The following is a 17,248-nucleotide window of genomic DNA, read 5'->3' as shown; positions in this document are numbered from 1 at the left end:
ATCTCGGCACGAATCTACAACCTTTTTTGCTTGACGACAATAGCGTGTAGGAACCACCTGATTCCATCTCGAACTCAGAAGTGAAACTGCTCAGCGCCGATGGTAGTGTGGGGTCTCCCCATGTGAGAGTAGGACATCGTCAAGCGCTTATTTAGTCTTTTTAGAAAAGACAGCAAACCCCGATCAGAAATGATCGGGGTTTTTTCGTGTGGGCGAAAGAAAAGTCTGAAATAGAAATAAAGACGACAAGGCTATGTGTAGCCCACTTCTTTATTATTTTACTACCCGAATAGTCTATTTTTTCCCAAAAGAAACATCGTTATTTGCTCTGAATGAATGTTTTAGTGGATAAAATTGATTCTTTTCAAGTGAACCTTGTGTGTAAGTACGATAGAATCCGCGTTTCAAGTTTTTGAGCGGGTTCTAATACCCGGAATTACTCAACTTTTGCAGGTTAGAGGGTAAACAATGTTCACACGTGACATGACCATCGCAGGCTATGATGATGAACTGTGGGCTGCTATGCAGGCTGAAGAAACTCGTCAGGAAGAGCACATCGAGCTGATCGCTTCCGAGAACTACACCAGTCCTCGTGTTATGCAAGCGCAGGGCTCTGGGCTGACTAACAAGTACGCTGAAGGCTACCCAAGCAAGCGTTACTATGGTGGTTGTGAGCACGTAGACGTTGTTGAAGATCTGGCAATTGAGCGTGCCAAAGAACTGTTTGGCGCTACTTATGCCAACGTTCAGCCTCACTCTGGTTCTCAGGCAAATGCTGCCGTTTACATGGCCTTATGTAAACCGGGCGACACTGTTCTGGGTATGAGCCTGGCACACGGTGGTCACCTGACTCACGGTGCAAGTGTTTCTTTCTCTGGACGTATCTATAATGCAGTTCAGTACGGTCTGAATCCAGAGACTGGCGAGATCGATTACGCTGAAGTTGAGCGTCTGGCTGAAGAGCACAAGCCAAAAATGATCGTTGCTGGTTTCTCTGCTTACTCTCGTGTTGTGGATTGGCAGCGCTTCCGTGATATCGCAGACAAAGTCGGTGCATTCCTGTTTGTTGATATGGCCCACGTTGCAGGTCTGGTTGCTGCAGGTGTTTACCCATCTCCAATCGGTGTTGCTGATGTAGTGACTACCACGACTCACAAAACCCTGGGTGGTCCACGTGGTGGTCTGATTCTGTCTGCACGCGCTGACGAAGAGCTGCAGAAGAAACTGAACTTTGCTGTATTCCCTGAGTCCCAGGGTGGCCCTCTGATGCACATCATCGCAGCTAAAGCCGTATGCTTTAAAGAAGCGATGGAGCCAGAGTGGAAGGAGTATCAGGCGCAGGTTGTGAAAAACGCTCAGGCGATGGCTGAAACCTTTAAGACTCGTGGTATCAAGATCGTTTCTAACGGTACTGATGATCACTTGTTCTTGGTTGACCTGATCGACAAAGAGTACACAGGTAAAGATGCGGATGCGGCTCTGGGTCGTGCAAACATCACTGTGAACAAAAACTCTGTACCTAACGATCCACGCTCCCCATTTGTGACTTCTGGTCTGCGTATTGGTACTCCAGCGATCACACGTCGTGGCTTCAAAGAAGCTGAGTCTGTTGAGCTGACTAACTGGATCTGTGATGTTCTGGATGATATTAACAATGAAGAGACTATCCAGAGCGTTAAAGAGAAAGTGAAGGCGATCTGTCAAAAGCTGCCTGTTTACGCTTAATTGCAACTTGTTAGGGTGGATATCAGTACTGATCTCATCCGATAGATTGTAACAATAAGCCCGGTTTATCCCGGGCTTATTGTATTCTGTAAGCTGTTCTGCCTCTCTTTCTTGTATTCTTTCCCTGAATCTCTTCTTTCCTATCCCGCTGATTCAAATGGCGACTCATTGTTAAGTTTGTCTATATTCGTTGTCTTTTCCGGTATCCCCTATGGGTTGTCTATTCTGTGGCGATTTTCTGTCAGGCATATCGCCTTCTACGGTAGTAAAAGAGGTGCACTAACAGTTAAAATAGTCCGAATGGGCGACCGTTTTTCAGATCTGGCGGGTTAAATTATAGCCAGATGGTGGAAGTGTCTGAAGTCGTCTTGTTTCGTTCTGACTAATGAGCCGCTTATGTACTGTCCATTTTGTGGGGCGCAAGAAACCAAGGTTACAGATTCCCGCCTGGTTGCTGATGGCGATCAGGTTCGTCGTCGTCGTGAGTGTTTAGGTTGTAGTGAGCGTTTTACAACCTATGAGACAGCTGAATTGCTAATGCCTCGTATTGTTAAGCATGATGGCAAACGAGAAGCCTTTGATGAGAAAAAACTCAGATCGGGTATGCAACGGGCACTGGAAAAACGCCCCGTCAGTACTGAATCATTTGAAGCAGCTATCGAACGTATCCGCCAGCGCTTAAGAGCCCGTGGTGAACGAGAGGTTGCTTCCCGCCTAATTGGTGAAGAAGTGATGGCTCAGCTGAGGTTGCTTGATCAGGTGGCCTATATTCGTTTTGCTTCTGTTTACCGGAGCTTCCAGGATCTGGATGAGTTCAGAGCTGAGATTGACCGCTTGGCACAGGACCCGCCGTTTATTAAGGGTGAGCATCTACCCAAAGAGTAATCATTAACTCTGGGTGGTCTATTAGTCTGCCCTGTTCGTTTGATGCGAAGCTTATCGTTTCAGGAAACCTTTCATTATGCAGCTAGATCAGCACTTTATGGCGCGGGCAATTCGTTTAGCGCGTCAAGGATGGTACACCACTTTTCCAAATCCCAGAGTGGGGTGTGTCTTGGTAAAGGAAGGGGAGATCCTGGCTGAAGGTTGGCATGAGAAGGCTGGTGAAAGTCATGCTGAGGTTAATGCGCTAACTCAGATAGATGATGCCAGTGGTTGTACTGCTTATGTGACATTAGAGCCTTGCTCCCATCAGGGTAGGACACCGCCCTGCGCCGATGCTCTAGTGGCTGCGGGCGTGAGTCGTGTGGTGATCGGTATGCAAGATCCTAACCCTCTGGTCTCTGGCCGTGGTATCAAGATGTTGCAAGGGGCAGGTATTGACGTTACTTGTGGCGTATTAGAAGCAGAAGTAGAGCTGCTGAATACCGGCTTTATCAGTCGTATGGCTCATAATCGTCCTTTCATTCGTTGCAAGCTGGCCATGAGCCTGGATGGCCGTACCGGTATGCAATCCGGTGAGAGTCAGTGGATAACCGGGCCCGCTGCCAGAAGTCAGGTGCAGCAGTTAAGAGCGGGTAGCTCGGCCATTATTACCGGTGTCGGTTCCATTATTTATGATGATTCTTCACTGACCGTACGTGCTGATCAGCTGAAGCTTGATGACGCAGAACGCATCAGTCAGCGTCAACCGCTACGAATTGTGTTGGATTCGCAGCTAAGAATCCCGTTAACCGCTAAAATATTGAGACAGCCCGGCGAGACTGTCATTGTCTTCTGCCAGGCTGAGCCACAAAAACTGGCGGAGTTGAGAACGTTGGGTGTTACCTGTGTACGTCTGCCCGCAGATGGTATGGGGCGGGTGGCCTTGCCGTCGTTAATGGAATACCTGGCCGAGCGTGAATGCAACGATGTGTTGTTGGAAACCGGAGCCACTCTGGCCGGTGCTTTTGCACAAGCCGGACTGATTGATGAATTAATCATCTTTATGGCACCAACGTTATTAGGGCATAGTGCCCGTGGCTTGTTGCACTTGCCGGGTATAGACAAAATGGCGGACCAGGTACCGCTGGAATTAAAAGATTGTCGTGTGGTGGGCAATGATCTGATGTTGACCGCCCGTTTTAAAGGAAAAACTAAATAATGTTTACCGGAATTGTTGAAGCGGTTGGTACAATTGAATCTTTGCAGCCTTCCGGTGGAGATTATCGAGTTAAGATCAATGTCGGCAATTTGGCTATGACCGATGTGAATCTGGGTGACAGCATCGCGGTAAACGGTGTTTGTCTGACGGTCATCGAGTTTGATAGTCGAAGTTTTTCTGCTGACGTATCACTGGAAACCGTTCGCCATACCTGTTTTGCCCATTTCCGGGCAGGACGTAAGGTTAATCTGGAAAAGGCGATGATGCCAACTTCCCGCTTGGGTGGCCATATCGTCAGTGGCCATGTGGATGGTGTCGGTAAAGTAGTGGAGCGTCGGGATGATGCCCGCTCTGTACGTTTTAGAATTCAGGCACCGAAACATCTGCTGAAGTATATTGCTGATAGGGGCTCTATTACCGTTGATGGCACGAGTTTGACCGTCAACGGCTTGGACGGCGATATCTTTGAGCTGAATATTGTGCCGCACACCCTGGCGGAAACGGTTCTGGAGGAGTATAGCGCCGGTCAGGAGCTTCACCTTGAAGTGGATCTGATTGCACGTTATCTGGAGCGCCTGTTAACCGCCAATCAAACACCGGACAGTGATTCCTCCGGTATGAGTATTGAATTTTTAGCCCAGCACGGTTTTTACCGGGGTTAATCCCAAGAAGAGTAGTGTGATGCAATTAAACACGGTTGAAGAGTTATTAGAAGATATTCGTCAGGGTAAGATGGTTATCCTGATGGATGACGAAGACCGGGAAAATGAAGGCGATCTGGTAATTGCTGCCGAGATGGTACGCGCCGATGATATCAACTTTATGGCGACCCATGCGCGTGGTCTGATCTGTCTGACCCTGACCCGCGAGCGTTGTGAGCAGCTGAAACTGCCTCTGATGGTACAGAGTAACGGTGCTCAGTTCTCAACCAATTTTACCCTGTCGATCGAAGCCGCTGAAGGCGTAACTACAGGTATCTCTGCGGCGGATCGTGCCCATACTGTACGTACTGCGGTAAAAGCCAGCGCTCAGCCAGAAGATATCGTACAGCCGGGCCATATCTTCCCGCTGATGGCTCAGCCGGGTGGTGTATTAAGCCGTGCCGGTCATACTGAAGCCGGTTGTGATCTGGCCCGTATGGCAGGTTTTGAAGCGGCGGGTGTGATCGTTGAGATCATGAACGAAGACGGTACCATGGCCCGTCGTCCGGATCTGGAAAAGTTTGCTGAGAAGCACAACCTGAAAATCGGTACCATTGCCGATCTGATTCACTACCGTACCGCTAATGAGCATACCGTAGAGCGTGATCAGGAAGGTGTGATGAGCACTGAATACGGTGACTTTCAATATATAACCTACCGTGATGATATCCAGAACTGTACGCATTTGGCGATGACATTAGGTGATATCAGTGCCGATGACGCCACTCTGGTTCGTGTACATAACCGTACGGAAGTGCTGCGTGATGTGGTGGGTGCTATGCCTCCAGAAGGTGGTATGAAGTGGACCATGCGCAAAGCTCTTGCTAAGGTCGCGGAAGAAGGTAAAGGCGTTGTGCTACTGCTGGATACTGGTGACCGTATCGATATGAGTGATTCTGTCGACCTGATGCTGAATCAGCGTCAGCAGTCAAAAGTCAATGTCAGTTACTCAGGGGCTTACCTGACTGTAGGTACCGGTTCTCAGATTCTGCGTGATCTGGGTGTGGGCAAAATGCGCCTGCTGAGTTCACCAATGAAGTTTAATGCAATCTCAGGTTTTGACCTGGAGATTGAAGAATATATTCCCTGCGAAGAATAATTAGGACAGGACACCATGACTGTAAAATCCTTTGAAGGTACCTTTGTTGGCTGTAATGCTAAATACACTCTGATCGTTGGCCGCTTTAACAGCTTTGTGGTTGATCACCTGGTAGAAGGCGCGATTGATACCCTGAAACGTCACGGTGTTGATGAAGATAATATCAGTGTGGTACGTGCACCGGGTGCATGGGAACTGCCTCTGGTCGCTAAGAAAGTGATCGAGAAACAGCAACCGGATGCGGTAATCGCTCTGGGTGCAGTAATCCGTGGTGGTACACCACATTTTGAATACGTTGCGGGTGAATGTGCCAAAGGTCTGGGTCAGCTGTCGCTGCAGACTGGTGTGGTGATCACCAACGGTGTACTGACTGTTGATACCATTGAGCAGGCCATCGAGCGCTCTGGTACCAAAGCGGGTAACAAAGGTGGTGAAGCCGCCCTGTGTGCCCTGGAAATGGTCAGCTTATTTAACAACCTTTAATCTTCGGTTAACAGAATGTCCCAAGGTAAAAAAACCAGTAGAACAGAAGCACGCCGTGCCGCCCGTCAACTTACGCTACAGGGCCTGTACCAGTGGCAGATGACAGGTGCATCGCTGCAGCAGGTTGAACTGCAGATCCGTTCGGCTAAGCCTGATGATGGCCTGGAATCCCATGAGGATATCAGTGCTGCGGTTGAGATTGCTGATCTGGCTTACTTCAACGAACTGCTGCATAACATCCCGCAGTGCAAAAACGAGCTGGATGAGTACTTTGCACCTTTATTGGACCGTCGTGTTGATGAGTTGGATCTGGTTGAGCTAGCCATTTTGCGCATTGGTACCTATGAACTCAGTAAACGCATTGATGTACCTTATAAGGTGGTGATCAATGAAGGTATTGAGTTGGCCAAGCGTTTTGGTGCAACGGAAAGCCACAAATACATTAATGGTATTTTGGATAAGCTGGCCATCCGTCTGCGCAGTGCGGAAGCTAACGCTCGCCTGAAGGGATAACATTGCGTGGGTGAATTTGAACTAATTCGCCGCTTTTTCTGTTCTGATCAGCTACAGCCAGCCCGACGTGATGTCGATCTGGCTGTGGGTGACGATTGTGCCCTTATCACAGTGCCTCAGAACAAGCAGTTAGCGGTTTCTGTGGATACCTCTGTAGCAGGGGTGCATTTCCTTCCTGATTCTGATCCCTATTGCATTGGCTGGCGCGCATTGGCCGTGAGCTTGAGTGATCTGGCTGCAATGGGAGCTAAGCCCGCTTGGTTTACACTTGCTTTAACTCTTGAACAGACTGATGAAGCTTGGTTAAGCCGTTTTGCTCAGGGGGTGTCGGATCTGGCTCAGCAACATGGTATTTCTCTGGTGGGTGGTGATACTACTCGGGGTCATCTGACGGTAACGGTACAGGTACAGGGCTATATTACCGGCTCCCCTTGGCTGCGCTCCGGTGCGAAACCCGGTGAGATTATTTATGTCTCTGGTCCTCTGGGTAATGCGGCCGGTGGTTTGTCCCTACTACAGTCAGATATTGAGCCGCCGGATATCTGGCAGGAACTGGTGGATGCGTATCTACTGCCTAGGCCGCGTTTTGATCTGATCAGTTTGCTTTCCAGCCGTATCAGTAGTGCGATTGATATCTCTGACGGTTTTCTTGTTGATCTTAAGCATATCCTGGAGAGTAGTCAGGTTGGCGCTCAACTGGATTTGACTCGTATACCTGTTTCTGATGCGCTGGAAGATTATGCTGGTCGTCGTAAGGCACTAGAATATGCCTTAAGCGGTGGTGATGACTATCAACTCTGTTTTACCGTAACCCCGCAACGCCGTTTGGAACTGGAAGTCAGTGCTGAGCAATGTGACCTTAAGCTTTATCCTGTTGGGGTTATTACGCAAGAGAAAGGCATTAAGGGTATAGGCGACTATGCTGTAAAAGGGTTTGAACATTTTTACTCCAAGGAGCAAAAAGCATGAACCGAGCCCCAAGCTCTGTCTGGCGTAATCCGATCCACTTCTTGGCCTTTGGTTTAGGCAGTGGCGCAGCTCCCTGGGCGCCGGGGACTGTAGGCACTGCGGCCGCGGTTATTCCCTACCTATTATGGTTTCAGTACTGGTCTGCGGGTTGGTTTTTGCTGCTTATCGTAGTGACTTTTGTGATCGGGGTCTGGCTGTGCGAAAAAACCTCGGAAGACCTGGGGGTGCATGATCATTCCGGTATTGTCTGGGATGAGTTTGTTGGCTACTGGCTGACGATGTTGCTGGCACCACAGGGCTGGGAATGGGCGTTAGTAGGCTTTGTGCTATTTCGCTTCTTTGACGTCCTCAAACCTTGGCCCGTGAAGTGGGCGGATCGTCGTGTTGCCGGTGGTTTTGGCATTATGGTCGATGACCTGTTGGCGGGTATTTACGCCTGGGTCATATTGCAGGTCATCGTCCGTTTATACTGATAGCTCCATGCTTCCACCTGGCTTGAACAGCCTGCCCATATAATACAGGCTGTTTAAACGCCTCAGGCTTTTTTAAGACAACCTTGTTCCAGTAGCATACACTGATGTTCAGCCATCTTATCCCAGAAGTCTTTGTCTGGGGTGATATTCATGGTAGCTTCCATATTAGGTTCCATCAGGAAGGGCATATTCATCAGGCTGATAATGCTGATATGCAGCATTTTAGGGTCCATATCTGGATTGATAACCCCTTTCTCCTGCATCTTAGTCAGCAGCTTCTCCATAGGTTCTGCTTTTTCACGCAGATGTTGATGGATAAAGCTTTCTTCCAATGGGCCATTTTCAAACAGCATGCATTTCAGGATGACCACGACAAATCCGGGGTGCTCGGTCATAATGGCATAGTACTGTTTAAAGAACTCGGCAAAGCTTTCCGGTGGATTCTCGACACCCTGCTTAGTCATCTGACGCAGTGGTTCGAAGGTTTCCACAAACATTGCCTGGAACGGCCCCTCTTTATTACCGAAGTAATAATGGATCATGGCCATGGTCGAGTTTGCTCGTGCCGCAATCTCGCGTGTTGTCACCTGCTGGTAGTTCTTTTCAATAAAGCAGGCGCGGGCTGCTGCAATTAGGTTTTCACGTACATTTCGGGCGCTCTTAGTCGTAGGACGTCCACGTTTCTTCTTTGCTGTCTCTGGCTTAAATTGAGCGTTCATTGATTTTACTTCATTTTAATCGTTTGATTAAAAGCTAGGGTAGAGTATTTAGCCTAAAAAGCAAATAGGTAAAAATCATTCGCATACAGTCGAGTGATTAATTTTTCTAATTGAGATTGTATCTTATTCAGTTAAATCAGGTGGTTAAGTGGGTTGTGGCTAAAATGAAAAATATTCGTGAAATAATCTAATGGAAAGTATTTAACTGAGAAGTTATACCGTTCCCGATAAGTTTCTTGATATCGGAGTAGGTTGGATAAGCGAAGCGCCATCCGGCATTGGCTCCGATATCTGATGATTGTCGGAAGGCGCCTTGCGGCTTTTCCGGCCCACAACAACTTATCTTGTTTGGTATTAATAAGGGGTGGGCGTGAAATAACCGAGCTTTAGATGTGAAAAAACCGCACCTGAAGCAGATGCGGTTTTTCTGGAGCAAGCTCTGGTTATCTATTGATAACGCTTAAGTGCGTATTGGCTTGGTATTAAGCGCTGCATTAAACGTCCAGATAATCCAGGATACCCTCAGCGGCTTTACGGCCTTCGTCGATTGCGGTCACAACCAGATCAGAACCACGTACCATATCACCACCGGCAAAGATCTTTTCATTGCTGGCCTGGTATGGGTAGCGGGACTCAGCTGGTGCGATCACGCGACCACCGTCATCCGTATCGATCTTGCAGCGATCAAACCACTCGGCAGGACTTGGACGGAAACCGAACGCGATCAGTACTGCATCAGCCGGTACGATCTCTTCAGAACCTGCCACAACCTCTGGACGACGACGGCCATTAGCATCCGGTTCACCCATACGGGTCGTTACCAGCTTGATGCCTTCAACCTTGTCTTCACCGACAATAGCCACAGGCTGACGGTTAAACAGGAACTGTACGCCTTCTTCTTTTGCGTTCACAACTTCACGCTTGGAACCTGGCATATTGGCTTCGTCACGACGATACGCACAGATCACAGACTCAGCGTTCTGACGGATTGAGGTACGGTTACAGTCCATCGCGGTGTCACCACCTCCCAGAACAATCACGCGTTTACCTTCCATACTGGTGTAGTCTTCCGGTGATTTCTCGTAACCCAGACAGTGGTTTACGTTAGAGATCAGGAAGTCCAGTGCCGCATGAACACCCGGCAGGTCTTCACCAGGAATACCACCGGTCATATAGGTATAGGTACCCATGCCCATAAATACTGCATCGTATTCGCTCAGCAGCTGATCGATAGTGACATCAGTACCCACTTCGGTATTCAGCTGGAATTCCACACCCATGTCGGAGAAGACTTCACGACGGCGGGACATCACGTGTTTTTCCAGTTTGAACTCAGGGATACCGAAGGTCAGCAGACCACCGATCTCTGGGTTCTTATCAAATACCACAGGCTTAACACCGTTACGGACCAAGATGTCCGCACAGGCCAGACCGGCAGGACCGGCACCAATGATGGCGACCTTCTTGTCGGTCCAAACCACTTTGGACATGTCCGGACGCCAGCCCATCGCAAAGGCCGTGTCGGTGATGTACTTCTCAACGGAACCGATAGTTACCGCACCAAAGCCACCTTCGCCCAGCGTACAGGAGCCTTCACACAGGCGATCCTGAGGACAGACACGACCACACACTTCTGGCAGTGAGTTGGTGCTGTGACACAGCTCAACTGCTTCCATGATGTTGCCTTCGGTAGCCAGTTTCAGCCAGTTTGGAATGTAGTTGTGTACGGGACAACGCCATTCACAGTAAGGATTACCGCAAGCCAGACAACGGTGTGCCTGAGCGGATGCCTCATCTTGTTTAAACGGTGCGTAGATCTCTTTAAATTCGTTCTTACGCACGTCCGCCGCTGTTTTCTGTGGGTCTTTACGACCCACTTCAACAAGTTGAAAATCGTTACTTAAACGTTCAGCCATAGCAGCCTCACCTCATTTGAAAGCTAATCACCAATCTGCGTGTTGAATTACTCAGGGCGCTGGCGCGTACTGTCCAGCAGGCTACCTAGGCTGGCCGCTTTTGGCTTCACCAGCCAGAAGTGGCGGTAGTAGTCAGAGAAGTTGGTCAGCAACTCCTGTCCCCACTCACTACCGGTTTCTTCAACAAACTCAGCGATAACGCTACGCAGATGGTTACGATAAGCTTCCATCGGCTCGGAGCTGATACGGTGAATATCGACCAGCTCATGGTTGTACTTATCAACAAAGGTACGATCCAGGTCCAGCACGTAGGCAAAACCACCGGTCATACCGGCACCAAAGTTGTAACCGGTTTCACCCAGTACCGTTACCATACCGCCTGTCATATATTCGCAGCAGTGGTCACCGGCACCTTCAATCACAGCATGACAGCCGGAGTTACGGACCGCAAAACGCTCACCCGCCTGGCCAGCAGCGAATAGCTTACCGCCGGTTGCACCGTACAGACAGGTGTTACCGATGATAGAGGTTTCGTTGGAATTAAACGGACTGCCTACTGGTGGGCGCAGAACGATCTTGCCGCCGTTCATGCCTTTACCCACGTAGTCGTTGGCATCGCCTTCGATATACAGGTTAAGACCTTTAGCGTTCCAAACACCGAAACTTTGACCGGCAACACCGCTCAGTTTCAGAGTCAGTGGATTTTCGCTCATGCCCTGGTCACCCCAGCGCTTGGCGATCTCACCTGACAGACGGGCACCGATCGAACGGTCACAGTTGGTCACGTTAAAGGCAAACTCTCCGCCTTTACCGCTTTCAATGGCGCTCAGTGTTTCAGCGACCATACGCTCAGCCAGCTCACCCTTATCGAACGGTTCATTACGAGCCACCTGACAGGTATTCGGCGCATCAGCCGGTACAAAGTCGTTATTCAGCAGATCAGTCAGATCCAGCTTCTGGATCTTGGCTGGTGCTTGATCATCGGAGATCGCTTCCAACAGATCGGTACGGCCAATCAGGTCTTCAAAAGTGCGTACACCCATCTCTGCCATGATCTCGCGTACTTCCTGCGCGACAAAGCGGAAGTAGTTTTTCACCATTTCCACAGTACCAATAAAGTACTCTTCACGCAGTTTTTCGTTCTGAGTGGCAACACCTGTCGCACAGTTGTTCAGGTGACAGATACGCAGATATTTACAACCTAGGGCAACCATAGGGATGGTACCGAAGCCGAAGCTTTCTGCACCGAGGATCGCTGCCTTAATGACATCCAGTCCTGTTTTCAGGCCGCCATCAGTCTGAAGACGTACTTTGTCACGCAGGTTATTGATACGCAGTGCCTGATGCACTTCAGGCAGACCCAGTTCCCATGGAGAACCCGCATGCTTAATGGAGGTCAGAGGACTGGCTGCAGTACCACCGTCGTAACCAGAAACAGTGATCAGGTCGGCATAGGCTTTAGCCACACCGGTTGCGATGGTGCCGATACCTGGCTCAGATACCAGTTTCACTGAGATCAAAGCGTCTGGGTTTACTTGCTTCAGGTCGAAAATCAGCTGCGCCAGATCCTCAATAGAGTAGATATCGTGGTGCGGCGGAGGCGAGATCAGTGTGACGCCCGGTACCGAGTGACGCAGACGCGCAATCAGGCTGTTGACCTTACCACCTGGCAGCTGACCACCTTCACCAGGTTTTGCACCCTGTGCCACTTTAATCTGCAGCACTTCTGCATTCACCAGGTAGTGTGGTGTCACACCAAAACGACCGGATGCAATCTGTTTGATCTTGGAGTTTTTCAGCGTACCGAAACGAGCAGCGTCCTCACCGCCTTCACCTGAGTTAGAGCGACCGCCCAGCTCATTCATCGCCTGAGCCAGTGCTTCGTGGGCTTCCGGAGACAGAGCACCCAGAGACATAGCCGCCGAGTCGAAGCGACGCAGAATGGACTCTATCGGTTCAACTTCATTAATGGAAATTGGATTAGATGCCTGCTTAACTTTTAACAGGTCGCGGATTGTCGCTGCCGGACGCTCATTGACCAGTTTGGCAAAACGCTGGAAAGCTTCGTAGCTACCGGTTTGTACCGCTTCCTGAACGGCACGTACCACATCAGGGTTGTACGCATGGTACTCGCCACCGTGTACGTATTTCAGCAGACCGCCCTGTTCGATCTTTTTACGTGGTTTCCATGCGGTTTCCGCCAGCAGCTCCTGCTGCATCTGGAAGTCGCTGAACTCCGCACCCTTAATACGGGAGGCGACGCCTTTGAAGCACAAGTCACAGACTTCTTCTGACAGACCCACCGCTTCAAACAGTTGGGCACCACGGTAAGAGGCGATGGTCGAGATACCCATCTTAGACAGGATCTTCATCAGACCTTTCTGGATACCCTTACGGTAGTTCTCACGGATCTCTGCCGGATCGCCCAGCAGTTCGCCAGTGCGCTGCAGATCAGCCAGTACGTTATAACTCAGGTACGGGTAGATCGCGGTAGCACCGAAGCCGAACATAACGGCCATCTGATGAGAATCGCGGGCCAGGCCAGATTCGATAATCAGGTTCGCATTACAACGTAGGCCTTTCGCACTCAGGTGGTGATGCACCGCGCCGGTTGCCATGGTCGCGTCAACGGGCAGTAAGCCTTGCTCAATATGGCGATCGGTCAGGATGATGATCACTTTACCGGAGCGCACTGCTTCTTCTGCCTGTTCACAGACATTTTCCAGCGCTTGTTTCAGGCCGGTATCTTGCGGGTTGTACTGCAGTTCAATTTTGTGCGCCGGGAAGCCTTTTTCGTCCAGCAGTGTCAACGTCTTGAATTTACGGGGCGACAGTACTGGCGTAGTCAGTACGACACGGTTGGCGTGGTCGACACTGTCTTCAAAAACATTCAGCTCGGTACCCAGGCAGGTTTCCAGCGACATCACGATTGCCTCTCGCAGAGGATCGATCGGAGGGTTGGTCACCTGGGCAAATTTCTGACGGAAGTAATCGGTCGTCAGGCGGTTTTTACGGGACAGTACCGCCATAGGGGTATCATCACCCATGGAGCCCACGGCTTCCTGACCGCTCTCTGCCAGCGGACGCAGTACCTGGTCACGCTCTTCAAAGCTGACCTGGAACATCTTCATATGGGCCTGCAGTGCTTCCGGAGAGATTGGGGTAAACTTAGGGCCTTGCAGCTCACCCAGTGTCGACTCAAGGAAGGTTGCCTTCTCACGCATCCACTGTTTGTAGGGATGTGCTGATTTCAGGCGGTTATCAATATCTTCACGGTGCATCACTTCACCGGTTTCGGTATCAACAACCAGCATATGACCCGGTGCAACACGGCCTTTCGCGACAACGTCTTCTGGTTTGTAGTCGTATACACCAATCTCGGAAGCCAGGGTGATATAACCGTTTTTGGTGATAACCCAACGGGCAGGACGCAGGCCGTTACGATCCAGCATACATACTGCATGGCGACCATCGGTCAGAACCAGACCAGCAGGTCCGTCCCATGGTTCCATGTGCATGGAGCTGTACTCATAGAAAGCACGCAGATCCGCATCCATAGTGTCGTTGTTCTGCCACGCAGGCGGAATCATCAAACGTACGGCTTTAAACAGATCCATACCGCCGGTCAGCAGTACTTCCAGCATGTTGTCCATACTGGAGGAGTCGGAGCCTGTGGTATTCACAACCTGATCCAGTTCATCCAGATTCAGCAGGTCGTTATTAAAGTTGCTCTTACGGGCGTTGGCCCAGTTACGATTCGCTTCAATGGTGTTAATTTCACCATTGTGTGCCAGGTAACGGAAAGGCTGTGCCAAAGGCCACTTAGGCGCGGTATTGGTGGAGAAGCGCTGGTGGAAAACACAGATTGCGGTTTCCAGGCGTTCATCGCTCAGGTCCAGGTAAAACTTCGGCAGATCCGCCGGCATTACCAGACCTTTGTAAGAAATAACCTGAGAGGACAGACTGGCGATATAGAAATCTGCATCGTCCTTCAGTGCCATCTCGGTTTTACGACGGGCCAGGAACAGCTTAACCGCCAGTTGTTGTGTGTTCAGACCTTCCGCATTGACAAATACCTGCTCAAATTGAGGCAGGCAGTCCAGGGCCATAGGACCACAAACGTCGGTATTAATTGGCACTTCACGCCAACCAATAACGGACAGTCCCTGGGCAGAAAGCTCGGCATTTAATGTCGTGCGGGCTTTATCTGCTTTTGCGCTATCCTGGGACAGAAATACCATGCCCACACCAAAATTGTCAGAAAGCTCAGCGGAAAACTGCTCTTTTGCAATGGTGCGAAGAAAGGTATCTGGTTTTTTCAGCAGCAAACCACAGCCGTCACCCGTCTTACCATCAGCCGCGATACCACCGCGGTGAGTCATGCAGGTTAGAGCTTCGATCGCTGTCTGTAACAAGTTGTGACTTGCATCGCCATTCATGTGAGCGATCAGGCCAAAACCACAGTTATCCCTAAATTCATCAGGATGATACAGACCAGTTCTCATAAAGCTAACTCTCGCTAGTACAAAATCGTTGTTATGGCCTCTGAAGCTTGTTTCTTATTCTTTTGTGTCGATACGCTTTTTCCGTTTGACAGGGGCTTTCTTATGAGGCAAAGGGAGAGAGATTCTACACAGGAGAAGGCAGAATCTCAAATACAGCAATATTGTGTGAGTATTTAATTTTTAGTCAAATAGACTAAAGTTGGAGGTGTGGTGAATGTTTTTTTCTGCTGATGACATAGTGTTTAGAGAAAACATTATGCCATCATGCTTTTTTATCAGATTATTTTTTGCGGATATCGGCTTGTACGCTAGCGATACTTCTGGCCCATGGCTTACGGTCTTTCAGCTCTGCAGGCAAGTTTGGAATACTGGCGATAGCGGCGTCGCGATTGGTAAATTCACCATAAACCACCACAAACCACGGTTTTTCTTTATAAACGGTTTCAAAGTAGCGTACGTTTGTTTTGCTGTTCAGACCGCTGATAAAGTTGATAGCATTATTTTCAATCTGTGTCCCCAGTAGCTGTAATGTGTATTGAGTGCTACTCAGTTTCAGCAGAGCCGCTTCCTGTTTATATGGGCTGGCAGGTTTCGCGGTAGGCTTGGTTTCTGTCTTGGCTACCACTTGAGGCTTTTCTGGTGCGGAAGCTGCTGTAGTCGTCGGTTGCTCTACAGAGGGCTTGCTTGTTTCCGCTGGCGCTATAGGTTTTTCTGCTGGTGTAGCTATCGTTGTTGGAGTTGGTGCCGGTTTATTGTCTGCGAGTAGATCCGCATCAGCCTGGCGTTTTTCCTCTGCTGTCTGATCGTCTTCCTGAGGGAACACAGGCTTGATAATAGTGACCGCTTCCTGATCCTGTTTCAGGCTTTCCGCTTCTGCCAGAGTTTCATCTGCTGGACGTTGCAGGCGATTAAGATCAGTCAGAGGGGTATTGTCAGCAACAGATGTTTCTTCCTGTGGCTCCCCACCTTTCATGATTTCATCCTGGTAAAGAAAGGCCACTCCCAGTAAAGACGCAACAATGGCTAAAGCGGCCAGATGCATGATCGGCAAGTTGCTACTCTTACGTTTCTTGCTGGCTTTCTTCGTATCGTTGTCTGCTTTAAGTCCAGATGTCGGTGTTGCTGAAGTTTGTGTCTCAACAAAATCACTGGCTGACATAGACGCAGTTGGGGCTGCTTTAGAGGTCTTCTTACCGGGACTGGCTTTAGTAGTGATAGCTGCTATTTTTTTCAGGCCATCAGGATCACTTAGGGCCAGGTTTGCCATGCGGTTAATTTGCCCCGGTATGCGACCTGAAGCCCGAATAATATCGGCTTTTTGATGATCGCTGATCTGTCCGCTCAGGCCTGCAGCATTAATGCGATAATCCAGATAGGACCAGGCTTCTTCTGTGCCGAAAGGCTCCAGCGCCAGATGGTGGCCAATGGCATTAAACTGCTCTTTTAAGCGCGAGCCCTGCAGTGTTTCGATTAACGTATTGTCGCCCAATAACAGTACATGAGGGCGTTTAAGATCGTCATCATCTGACAGTAAAATAACCAGTATCTCAAGGGTTTCACTGCTAAGTTTGTCTGCATCATCAATGACGATCAGGCAGGCATTGCCATCTTTCTGTTGCTGATAAAAGTACTGCTTTAGGCGAATCAGGTATTGATTGAGATCTGATGTGTTATCCAGGCTGACATTGAGCGTTTGACACAGCACATTCAGGAAGGGTTGTGCCTGGATAATAGCATCGACATTCAGGTTGCACACCTGAACACCCGCGTCCAGAGAGTCCAGAATCTTATTCTTCAGCAAACTCTTACCGGAACCCTGTGCTCCGGTAATGGTAAGCATTAGATTGCTGTAACGACAAAGGTGCCCTACCAGTTCAATAACCCGGGTATGCTGTTGAGCTGGAAAGAACAGTGATCCTTCAACCACGCCGTCAGTGACCGAAGGGTTGGTTGGGGTAAAGGAGAAGTTGTCTCCGCTCATACCTGAATCCTTATTATGACTGTTATTTCCGAACATAAATTGCCCAATCCAGTAACTGAATTACAAGCAGTGTAAGCTAAC

At 49.6% G+C, this 17,248-nt stretch carries 13 protein-coding genes and 1 rRNA gene; 10 read left to right on the top strand and 4 right to left on the bottom strand.

Annotation, left to right across the window (positions count from 1 at the left end; genetic code table 11):
• Positions 1-29: 29 nt before the first annotated feature.
• The 10 genes from rrf (at position 30) to H579_RS0114525 (ending at position 8,046) form a co-directional block, all read left to right on the top strand.
• Positions 30-145, top strand: a 5S ribosomal RNA gene (rrf, locus tag H579_RS0114570).
• Between the two features lie 323 nt (positions 146-468).
• Complete coding sequence (gene glyA / locus H579_RS0114565; protein ID WP_028301302.1) at positions 469-1,725, top strand: serine hydroxymethyltransferase; 1,257 nt, start codon at positions 469-471, stop codon at positions 1,723-1,725.
• A 396-nt stretch (positions 1,726-2,121) separates the two neighbouring features.
• Positions 2,122-2,610: a transcriptional regulator NrdR gene (gene nrdR / locus H579_RS0114560; RefSeq protein ID WP_028301301.1), complete on the top strand. Its 489-nt coding sequence runs from the start codon at positions 2,122-2,124 to the stop codon at positions 2,608-2,610.
• 76 nt (positions 2,611-2,686) lie between these two features.
• Positions 2,687-3,808 (top strand): bifunctional diaminohydroxyphosphoribosylaminopyrimidine deaminase/5-amino-6-(5-phosphoribosylamino)uracil reductase RibD, encoded by a 1,122-nt coding sequence (ribD, locus tag H579_RS0114555; RefSeq protein WP_028301300.1) that lies wholly within the window; start codon positions 2,687-2,689, stop codon positions 3,806-3,808.
• Complete coding sequence (locus H579_RS0114550; RefSeq protein WP_028301299.1) at positions 3,808-4,470, top strand: riboflavin synthase; 663 nt, start codon at positions 3,808-3,810, stop codon at positions 4,468-4,470. The genes ribD and H579_RS0114550 overlap by 1 nt, the downstream gene beginning before the upstream one ends.
• Before the next feature lie 19 nt (positions 4,471-4,489).
• Positions 4,490-5,608 carry a bifunctional 3,4-dihydroxy-2-butanone-4-phosphate synthase/GTP cyclohydrolase II gene (gene ribBA / locus H579_RS0114545; RefSeq protein ID WP_028301298.1) on the top strand — a complete coding sequence of 373 codons (1,119 nt, stop codon included), beginning with the start codon at positions 4,490-4,492 and terminating at the stop codon, positions 5,606-5,608.
• 15 nt (positions 5,609-5,623) lie between these two features.
• Entirely contained in the window at positions 5,624-6,091 is a 468-nt protein-coding gene (gene ribH / locus H579_RS0114540; protein WP_028301297.1) for a 6,7-dimethyl-8-ribityllumazine synthase, read from the top strand.
• Between the two features lie 15 nt (positions 6,092-6,106).
• A complete protein-coding gene (nusB, locus tag H579_RS0114535) occupies positions 6,107-6,604 on the top strand; it encodes a transcription antitermination factor NusB (RefSeq protein WP_028301296.1) in 498 nt (165 codons plus the stop codon).
• 6 nt (positions 6,605-6,610) lie between these two features.
• Positions 6,611-7,573: a thiamine-phosphate kinase gene (gene thiL / locus H579_RS0114530; RefSeq protein WP_028301295.1), complete on the top strand. Its 963-nt coding sequence runs from the start codon at positions 6,611-6,613 to the stop codon at positions 7,571-7,573.
• A complete protein-coding gene (locus H579_RS0114525; protein ID WP_028301294.1) occupies positions 7,570-8,046 on the top strand; it encodes a phosphatidylglycerophosphatase A family protein in 477 nt (158 codons plus the stop codon). The genes thiL and H579_RS0114525 overlap by 4 nt, the downstream gene beginning before the upstream one ends.
• 62 nt (positions 8,047-8,108) lie before the next feature.
• On the opposite strand, the gene H579_RS0114520 is transcribed toward H579_RS0114525, so the two are convergent.
• The 4 genes from H579_RS0114520 to H579_RS0114505 all read right to left on the bottom strand — a co-directional run bounded on the left by H579_RS0114520 (position 8,109) and on the right by H579_RS0114505 (position 17,167).
• Complete coding sequence (locus H579_RS0114520) at positions 8,109-8,765, bottom strand: TetR/AcrR family transcriptional regulator (RefSeq protein ID WP_028301293.1); 657 nt, start codon at positions 8,763-8,765, stop codon at positions 8,109-8,111.
• A 494-nt stretch (positions 8,766-9,259) separates the two neighbouring features.
• Positions 9,260-10,681: an FAD-dependent oxidoreductase gene (locus H579_RS0114515; protein ID WP_028301292.1), complete on the bottom strand. Its 1,422-nt coding sequence runs from the start codon at positions 10,679-10,681 to the stop codon at positions 9,260-9,262.
• A 47-nt stretch (positions 10,682-10,728) separates the two neighbouring features.
• Entirely contained in the window at positions 10,729-15,186 is a 4,458-nt protein-coding gene (gene gltB, locus H579_RS0114510) for a glutamate synthase large subunit (RefSeq protein WP_028301291.1), read from the bottom strand.
• 280 nt (positions 15,187-15,466) lie between these two features.
• Positions 15,467-17,167 carry an AAA family ATPase gene (locus H579_RS0114505; protein ID WP_028301290.1) on the bottom strand — a complete coding sequence of 567 codons (1,701 nt, stop codon included), beginning with the start codon at positions 17,165-17,167 and terminating at the stop codon, positions 15,467-15,469.
• Positions 17,168-17,248 lie beyond the last annotated feature (81 nt).

The organism is Oceanospirillum beijerinckii DSM 7166, from assembly GCF_000422425.1.
Classification (GTDB): Bacteria; Pseudomonadota; Gammaproteobacteria; order Pseudomonadales; family Halomonadaceae; genus Oceanospirillum; species Oceanospirillum beijerinckii.
Note: the sequence above shows the minus strand (reverse complement) of the source record. Positions and strands in the feature narration are given on the sequence as shown.